General features: G+C 40.5%; 9 protein-coding genes and 3 pseudogenes. 11 read left to right on the top strand and 1 reads right to left on the bottom strand.

Annotated elements, in window-relative coordinates; genetic code table 11:
- From DK858_RS05630 to DK858_RS05585, 10 genes and pseudogenes are all read left to right on the top strand, one after another.
- The coding region (locus DK858_RS05630; RefSeq protein WP_162556660.1) for a VENN motif pre-toxin domain-containing protein at positions 1–1,113 on the top strand (1,113 nt) is incomplete at its 5' end.
- Positions 1,113–1,634: a hypothetical protein gene (locus DK858_RS05625; RefSeq protein WP_109396551.1), complete on the top strand. Its 522-nt coding sequence runs from the start codon at positions 1,113–1,115 to the stop codon at positions 1,632–1,634. The genes DK858_RS05630 and DK858_RS05625, both read left to right, overlap by 1 nt.
- A 144-nt stretch (positions 1,635–1,778) precedes the next feature.
- A pseudogene (locus DK858_RS05620) lies at positions 1,779–2,988 on the top strand (IS256 family transposase).
- Positions 2,989–3,227: 239 nt separating this feature from the next.
- Positions 3,228–3,329 (top strand): annotated as a pseudogene (locus DK858_RS05615) (hemagglutinin repeat-containing protein); the annotation flags it as partial.
- 47 nt (positions 3,330–3,376) lie between these two features.
- Positions 3,377–4,756 (top strand): VENN motif pre-toxin domain-containing protein, encoded by a 1,380-nt coding sequence (locus tag DK858_RS18265; protein WP_228407189.1) that lies wholly within the window; start codon positions 3,377–3,379, stop codon positions 4,754–4,756.
- Between the two features lie 5 nt (positions 4,757–4,761).
- Positions 4,762–4,998, top strand: coding sequence for a hypothetical protein (locus DK858_RS05600; protein WP_109396549.1), 237 nt, complete (start codon positions 4,762–4,764; stop codon positions 4,996–4,998).
- 359 nt (positions 4,999–5,357) lie between these two features.
- The gene (locus DK858_RS18045; protein WP_162556484.1) at positions 5,358–5,510 is read left to right on the top strand and encodes a hypothetical protein; all 153 of its coding nucleotides are present in this window, start codon (positions 5,358–5,360) and stop codon (positions 5,508–5,510) included.
- Between the two features lie 438 nt (positions 5,511–5,948).
- Positions 5,949–6,377, top strand: coding sequence for a hypothetical protein (locus tag DK858_RS05595; protein ID WP_162556487.1), 429 nt, complete (start codon positions 5,949–5,951; stop codon positions 6,375–6,377).
- Positions 6,371–6,667, top strand: a complete 297-nt coding sequence (locus DK858_RS05590) for an RNase A-like domain-containing protein (protein WP_109396546.1) — start codon at positions 6,371–6,373, stop codon at positions 6,665–6,667. Before DK858_RS05595 ends, DK858_RS05590 begins: the two co-directional genes overlap by 7 nt.
- Before the next feature lie 27 nt (positions 6,668–6,694).
- A complete protein-coding gene (locus tag DK858_RS05585) occupies positions 6,695–6,874 on the top strand; it encodes a contact-dependent growth inhibition system immunity protein (RefSeq protein ID WP_228407191.1) in 180 nt (59 codons plus the stop codon).
- 118 nt (positions 6,875–6,992) lie between these two features.
- Here DK858_RS05585 and DK858_RS05580 read toward each other — a convergent pair.
- Positions 6,993–7,151: pseudogene (locus DK858_RS05580) on the bottom strand (SymE family type I addiction module toxin); the annotation flags it as partial.
- A gap of 233 nt (positions 7,152–7,384) precedes the next feature.
- Between DK858_RS05580 and DK858_RS05575 the strand changes: the two are divergent.
- Positions 7,385–8,044, top strand: a 660-nt coding sequence (locus tag DK858_RS05575; RefSeq protein WP_410110863.1) for a hemagglutinin repeat-containing protein, incomplete at its 3' end; no start/stop codon positions are given.

The following is an 8,044-nucleotide window of genomic DNA, read 5'->3' as shown; positions in this document are numbered from 1 at the left end:
GAGAAACAGCAAGTCAGTGCATTGAGTCAGTTGGCCTCTGGTCTTGCAGGAGGACTGACTACCGGTGATATGGCTGGTGCAATTACTGGCTCGCAAGCTGGGAAAAATGCGGTTGAGAATAACTTTTTACATTCTGAACAAATTATGAGTTTTGTTGATGCTCAAGCGAAAACTAAGACCCCAGAAGAGAGAAAGCAGTTACAAAAAGATATTGATACACTAGATAAGCAACTTCAATCACAAGCGGAAAGATGGGGAATATCAACCAATGATATGAAGAGCGCTTTAGATAGCTTGAAAACATTGGAAGGTTTGCCAGATTGTAATGCACAATGCCAAGACATGGTGAAAGATTCAATATCTAAACTGGAGCCTGCATTAGAAAATAGAATTGCTAAGCATTCATCACAAACAGAGAACCTCAAAGAGCTAACAGGTATTTTAGCGACGGTGATTGTACTGAATGAAAGCGGATTGATTGATGGAAATTCGAAAGGAAATAATACATCATCAGTAGTTACTAAGCCTAATGTGACGACAACAAAACCAAATGAACAAGTACCACCGAAAACTGTACCTAATCAGACAGGTGGTGATAAATTAGGTAATTATCAAGTTCACGACTTGAAACAGGTGACTGACCCTGCTTTAAATTTAGATTCTATTAGGAATGCGACTCAACAATATTTGAAAAAACCGTTACAGCAAGATGGTGCAGCAGTTAGCTATGCTACTGCTTCAGTTACAGTAAATGGTAAAACTGAATATTATCTTTCGGTGAGTGGCAAATCTTGGTCAGGGAAATCTCCTGATACGGTAAATATTGATGGGGTTACTTATAAAGTTATTCGTGATGATAAGAATAGTTTTACTAGTGTAGGAAACATTGAGTCGAAGAGAACAAATTTTAATCATGCAGAACAAAAGTTATTTAATCATATTCAAGATGCTTATAAAGGACAAAAAGCAGATGTAAATATGGCAATACAAAATACATCGAATCGAGATCCGGGTATGTGCGTAAGTTGTGGCTATACAAGTAAAAATTTTGCAGAAAATAATAAAGATCTTAATGTGAAAATTTATCAAGGCTCTACGGGGGAAAATAAGTAATGAACAATGAACTGATAGAGTATCTACATTCGATATATCCTGAGTTACCGATTGATACTAGCTATATGCGGGGTTACTCGAATGAAGAAATTGGGAAAATTGAACGTTTATATGACATCAAAGTCGAAGGTCAATTGTATGATTTTTTAGCTAATATTGGTCGTTGTAGCGGTGGCCTTTTTGGCGATGAACCGCTTGTTTTTTATCGATATGGTCAGACGGTTAGAGGTAACATCTTATATCAAGATTCAATGAGAGATGAAGTCCCACATGTTCAGCCATATAATCTTCGAAAACAGAAAGCATTATTTATATCAGTAGAAAGCTATACTCAGTATTTCTTTTTACTTACAGAGTCTGATGATCCTAACCGAGTTTATCAATATGATGAAAATGAAGAGACTGTAGAAGCGACTGACTGGGATCTAAACAGTTATTTAAGACATATAGTTAATGTCTATACGCGAAACTACAAAATAAAAGCTCCATTTGACGAATGCGGCGAGCTTATTGTTATTTAAATTATAAAGATCCCAATTTAATATTGGGATCATCTTTAATAATCTTATTCACTCCTCAGTCGACCGGATAATCAGAGACTGTAATTTAAATTGTGTATTTGCCTACTTTTGATATGTTAACCCAAACTAAAAAGTAGGCAAATTATGGACGATAAAAAACTGAAAGCACTTGTGGCTGAGTTCGCAAAAGGAATTAAAACCGAAGCTGACCTCAATCAGTTCACTCGGATGCTCACTAAATTAACCGTTGAAACTGCATTAAATGCCGAGCTAACCGAACTATTTAGGGCATGAGAAAAATGCCGTTAAATCAGGCTCCAATTCTCGAAACGGCTACTCCTCGAAAACATTGTTAACCGATGATGGTGAGTTTGAGCTAAGCACGCCACGTGACCGCGAAGGTAGCTTTGAGCCTCAGTTAATTAAGAAAAATCAAACGCGTATTATTCAAATGGATAGCCAAATCCTCTCTCTTTACGCAAAAGGCATGACAACGCGTGAAATCGTCGCGACATTCAAAGAAATGTACGATGCAGACGTCTCTCCAACGTTAATTTCTAAAGTCACTGATGCGGTAAAAGAGCAAGTTCAAGAGTGGCAAAACCGTGCATTAGAATCACTCTATCCCATTGTTTATCTTGACTGTATTGTGGTTAAAGTGCGCCATGATGGTAGCGTGATTAACAAATCGGTTTTCCTTGCTTTAGCCATCAATACCGAAGGGCACAAAGAGCTTTTAGGGATGTGGATGGCTGAAAATGAGGGGGCAAAATTTTAGTTATCAGTTTTAACGGAGCTGAAAAATCGAGGTGTGCAAGACATTCTAATCGCTTGTGTTGATGGACTAAAAGGTTTCCCTGAAGCCATCAATAGTGTTTATCCGCAAACCAAAATCCAGTTATGTATCATATACATGGTGCGAAATAGCCTGAAATATGTGTCATGGAAGGATTACAAGGCAGTCACCTCTGGGCTAAAAATGGTGTATCGTGCCGCCACAGAGGCTTCCGCCCTGATAGCACTGGAAAAGTTTGCCCTTGTTTGGGATGAAAAATACCCACAAATCAGTAAAAGCTGGTATGCGCATTGGGAGAATTTAAATACGTTTTTTGCTTATCCCGATGATATCCGCAAAGCGATTTACACGACAAATGCGATAGAATCACTCAATAGTGTAATTCGTCATGCCATTAAGAAGCGAAAAGTCTTCCCAACTGATGATTCAGTCAGAAAAGTGATTTATCTCGCCATCGAATCAGCCTCTAAAAAATGGAGTATGCCAATTCAAAACTGGAAACAAGCGATGAGTCGTTTTATTATTGAGTTTGGTGACCGCCTAGACGGTCACATTTAATGAAAGGCAAATACACAGAATTATTTACAGGGTCGATAATCAACTGTCCAGCTTGGCGGATAAAGGTATAATGTTCATCACAAAAAAATTCCTGTTTATTCATGCGCTTACAGCTAGTTATCAGTTGGGGCTGTAGTTGGATTTTCCGCGTTTCGGCAAGTGACCCACTGTATATTGTCTGGTTTTCCTCCTTCTTCTTTAGCTGTCTAGCTTTTTGCCTTACAACTGAGCACTAATGCCAATCGTCGAAAAGCGAAACCCACACCGACAGCCGCCAATCTCAAGGTAGCACCTTAAATGCCGGACAAAATCTGTCGATTACCGCAACAGGTAAAAATAAAGACAGATTCAAGTAGTTACAGGATTACTGCAAGGCTTAGCAGGAGCATTGGCAAATGCCTCTTCTCCTTACTTAGCAACGTTGATAAAACAACAGGTTGGCGAAGATAATAAAGCCGTAAATGCCATGGCACATGCGGTGTTAGGCGCTGTGGTCGCTGAGCTAAATAACCAATCTGCCACCGCAGGAGGATTAGGTGCTGGTGGTGGTGAGTTATCGGCTCAGTTTATCCTGAATACGCTCTTTGAGGGTAAGAAGGTTTCTGATTTAAGTGAGAAGGAGAAACAGCAAGTCAGTGCATTGAGTCAGTTGGCCTCTGGTCTTGCAGGAGGACTGACTACCGGTGATATGGCTGGTGTAGTCACTGCCGCGCAGGCAGGGAAGAATGCGGTTGAGAATAATGCAGTAGCATTTGTTATGACCCCAGCAGGCTCTGTTCCTATGCCAATCAGTTTTCCGGGTATAAATGATGCCGATGCAAACAAAGAAATGGCTTTAGCACTGGATAACGCATTAAAAAATATTGGTAGATCTATCAATGATTTTATTAATGGCGAAGGTGAAGTAAATATTGTTGAGGTAAAAGCGGCTTTATCACCGGAACAGCAAAAACAATTTGATATTCTCTGGGAAAGAAACGCCCTGACTGTAAACCAGCCGCCTGTTACGATGGAATCTCTGGCTAAACAAGCGGGATTTGGTCAGGCATTTGTCCTGGGAGCAAGGGAAGCTAAGGATCAAAATGGTAATACAGTCTATATTATGGATAACGGTGGTGCGGGGAGCCAGATCCTCCGAGGTGATATTGTCCAATTTGTTGATGAATTTATTTTTGTTTATTCTAAAGAGGGGGTTTTCCAGGCTGCCCTTAATGCAGATGGTACAAAAAACATTACTGCATCGAATAATTCTCAAGGACGGGAATTAAATGTAAGTGGTATTTTGGCTGATAGCCATTCATCAGGTAATAATGATTCTTCAAAACCTAATATTGGTAAAGGATTAGCAACCGAACAAAAAAGTGAGTTAGGTGGCAGCAGTTCTGGTGCACCTGGTGGTTGGGAGCCAGATGATGAAGAAAATGGTCGTAATCAACAAAACCAAACTCAAAATTTTGATAATAAATTCAGAAAAGAAGATTTAACATCTTCGGCTAATAAACCTATTAATAATCAAGGGTTATCTGCAGCAGCCCGTGCATGGGAAAAGCACGCAGGTAGGCCTGGAGGAGTATTTGAACCATTGAAAGGAAATACTGCTCAGAAAAATGAAGCGGCAAGTAACTTTGTCAATGAAGTATTGAATAATAAAGGAACAGTTAGAACAGATCTCTCGCGTGGTGGTGTCGAATATCGATTACCTAATGGTAAAGGTATCCGTTATAACTCAGATGGTTCATTCTCAGGTTTCTTAGATCCAAAAAGGTAGTATGTATGAAAAGTGATTTCAGTGTTGATTTTTTTAGTGATTCTCGATATGAAGAACTAACAGCAGAAATATCGTATAAAGGACAGATACTCTGCCAAATTAATGTGGATAAAGGTCCTAATCTAGTTGAAGTGGAATTTTTTCCCGATAGTAGGTTATTGCAAGAATCTGTAGAAATGAAGTTTCCATTAGATGTATTTATATCGGTGTTAAATGAAACTAAATTAGAATTGCTGTCATAAAAACTTATAGCTACTTAAATATCATCTAATGGCAGGCTAATCAGCTATCCTGTTCGGCTGGTGAAAAGTTTCATCACCAAAGGGGGTAAGAGATAATACCAATTGTTCGTGGTCGTTATTTTCAGACTACGCATAATTTCAGAGTATTATTTTGAATTTTGTAAAAAATACCTTTTGCGTTGCTTTTATTGATTTGATGCGTTTTTCGCATTCTTGTGGGTGCTCAAGTGAATTAGCTCGGAGAGGTAGTATGCACGACGGAAAAAGGTACGTCGGGGCAAAAAGTTGACAGCATCAGGAAACACCAGTCAAAACCACTTATAAATGCAGGAAAGCACAGGGAAAAACTGGATATAACAATGGAAGTTGTGTCGGAAAGTGTTGTTGTTGAGAATAACTTTTTGGGGGGGATATCACGAGGCGAACTGGAACAGGACCGAGAGGCTCTGGCTCAGGATCAATATACAAAAGAGAATGCTCAACGCCTTGTTAACTATGAAATAAGAGATTAGGTAAGTGATGAGCTTCTGGCTCAGTATCGTAAAGATCCATCCTCTCTCACTCCGGAACAGCAAAGTCAGTTCCAAGCTGAACTTTTGATGTATACCTATGAAAATACAAAATTATATGGTGAAGATACTGCTAATAAACTGCTTATTTCCATATTAAAAGACGGAGATACCACGTTGCTTCAGGGAAAAGGCTTTCCTTATGCCGGAAATACGGATGCTAAAAACGCCTGAGCAGACCGGGAACGCGGAAAAGCCTGGGACAATGAAGGGCCTCTGGCTGCACTGCTATGGACAAGATCCCAATCAGAAGAAGAGAAGTTATTCAAACAAGCTCAGAGAGTTTTAAATACTTATGGTTATCATAAGAGCAATAATGATATAGCAGAGCCTGCACTGATATTTATGCCCGGTGCTCCGGGTAAATCTGCTCAGTATATTATGGAACTGGCTGGAGCTTACCATATAGGTAAAGGTGTCCGACAAATTGAAGATGGTCATATTTTGGATGGAGTAGGTACTGCTGTTCAGGGCGCACTGATGTCATCAGGGGGTATTTGGGCTTCGAAATTCACTACTAAACCAAGGATTGTGCTGCTCAGACCAAATGAAGCTGTTACACCATCGCTTAAGTTGTTGCCTGAATGGGATAAAGGAACGGGGCAATATAGTATTAAAGATACAGGGAAAGTTACAGATCTTAAGCATCCAAATAATCAGTTTGATGGGAAAAATACATATGATGCTAAAGGCGCTGCATCCAAGAATACCAATGTTCCAGCAGAGACAGGCTCAACATTAATCTTCCATGAAAATCTAGGGGGCATGCAATCAGGAGGCATGTTGGTAAAACAGACGCTCAATTGTTAGCACGCTTTAAAACTGAGCCAAGAGTTCTTGCTTCGTCAACATTTACGGATATGAAAACAGCCGATTGGGCAATAGCAAACGGTATAGCAGCTAATCAAAATAAAATATCTGCTTTCATGTCCGGTAGTGATACCCGAATAATCTTGAATTATGAATCTTCTGCAAATATAGGCTGGGTTATGCATAAGGGACAAATAAAGTCTGTTGATTCAAATAAAATAGTGATTGTGATAGATAAAGATCCATTGATGCCAAATGGTTATCGTATCCAAACTGCTTATCCTAAATAATGTAGAGAATATTATGAATATGGAAAAATTAATTATTTATTAGGATGTTACTTCCATCAGGACTGGTGCTGTGAAGCGTCGAGTGACATAGAGGTTTTAAATAACTTTATAAAAAAAGAAACGCCTGAATCCATCCTTAGCTTAAAAAAAGAACTGTCAGATATAGTGGAGTTAGGTCAAGAGTTACCAGAAAGTTTTTTTATATGAACATAATGGATATTACAGCCCCTCAGAAGATTGGCTAACAGTCTTGCAATGGTTTAAGAAACTTAATGATGCTTTATGAAATAAGGAAAATCTCGATAAAGGGTTCTCCTTAAAAATTTTATTTACTCTCAGCCAGCTGGATGATCAACTGTCCGGCTTGGCGAGTCAGGGTAAATTGACTCCCCGCTGTAAACCCTAATTTACTCAACCAATTACCGCTGAATGTTAGTTGTGGGCTAGGGTTAGGTTTCCCCCTGTTCGGCAAGTAACCCACTGTATATTGTCTGGTTTTACCCCCTTCTTCTTTAGCTGTCTAGCTTTTTGTCTTACAACTGAGCACTAATGCCAATCGTCGAAAAGCGAAACTCATACCGACAGCTACCAGTCGCAAGGCAGTACCTTAAATGCCGGACAAAATCTATCGATTACCGCAACCGGTAAAAACAAAACAGCAACCCAGACAGCGGCAATATCACGGTCGCCGGCAGTGAACTCAAAGCCGGAAAAGACTTGTCACTGTCTGCCACGCAAGATATCAACCTGGTTTCTGCCCAAAATTCCGAGCAAACTACCAGCCAAAACAGTAGCAAAGGCAGCAGTGTCGGCGTTGGTGTGGGCATGGGTGAAGGTGGCTATGGAGTCAGTATCTCAGCCTCCGTCAACCAAGGCAAAGGCCATGAAAAAGGCAATGGCCATACCCACACCGAAACCACGCTGGATGCCGGCCATAAACTCACCTTAAACAGCGGACAGGACACCACCCTCAAAGGCGCACAGGTCAGCGGTGAGCAAGTCACCGTCAATGTCGGTCGTGACCTCACCTTACAAAGTGAGCAAGACAGTGACCGCTATGATGCCAAACAGCAAGAAGTCAGCGTCGGTGGCGGTTACACGCTAGGTGGTACACCAAACATCAATATCAGTGCCAGTAAAGACAAGATACACAGCAACTACGACAGTGTGAAAGAGCAAACCGGTATTTTTGCCGGCAAAGGTGGCTTTGATGTCAGCGTCAAAGAGCACACTCAACTTGATGGTGCGGTGATTGCTTCCACTGCGGACAAAGATAAAAACCGTCTTGATACGGGGACGCTGGGTTGGAAAGATATTGACAACAAAGCCGATTTTACTGCTGAGCATACAGGCGGTTCAATGGGTACAGGAGGACCG

The sequence above is a fragment of the Proteus faecis genome (assembly GCF_003144395.1).
GTDB classification, from domain to species: Bacteria; Pseudomonadota; Gammaproteobacteria; order Enterobacterales; family Enterobacteriaceae; genus Proteus; species Proteus faecis.
This window is presented reverse-complemented; position numbering and strand designations above follow the sequence as displayed.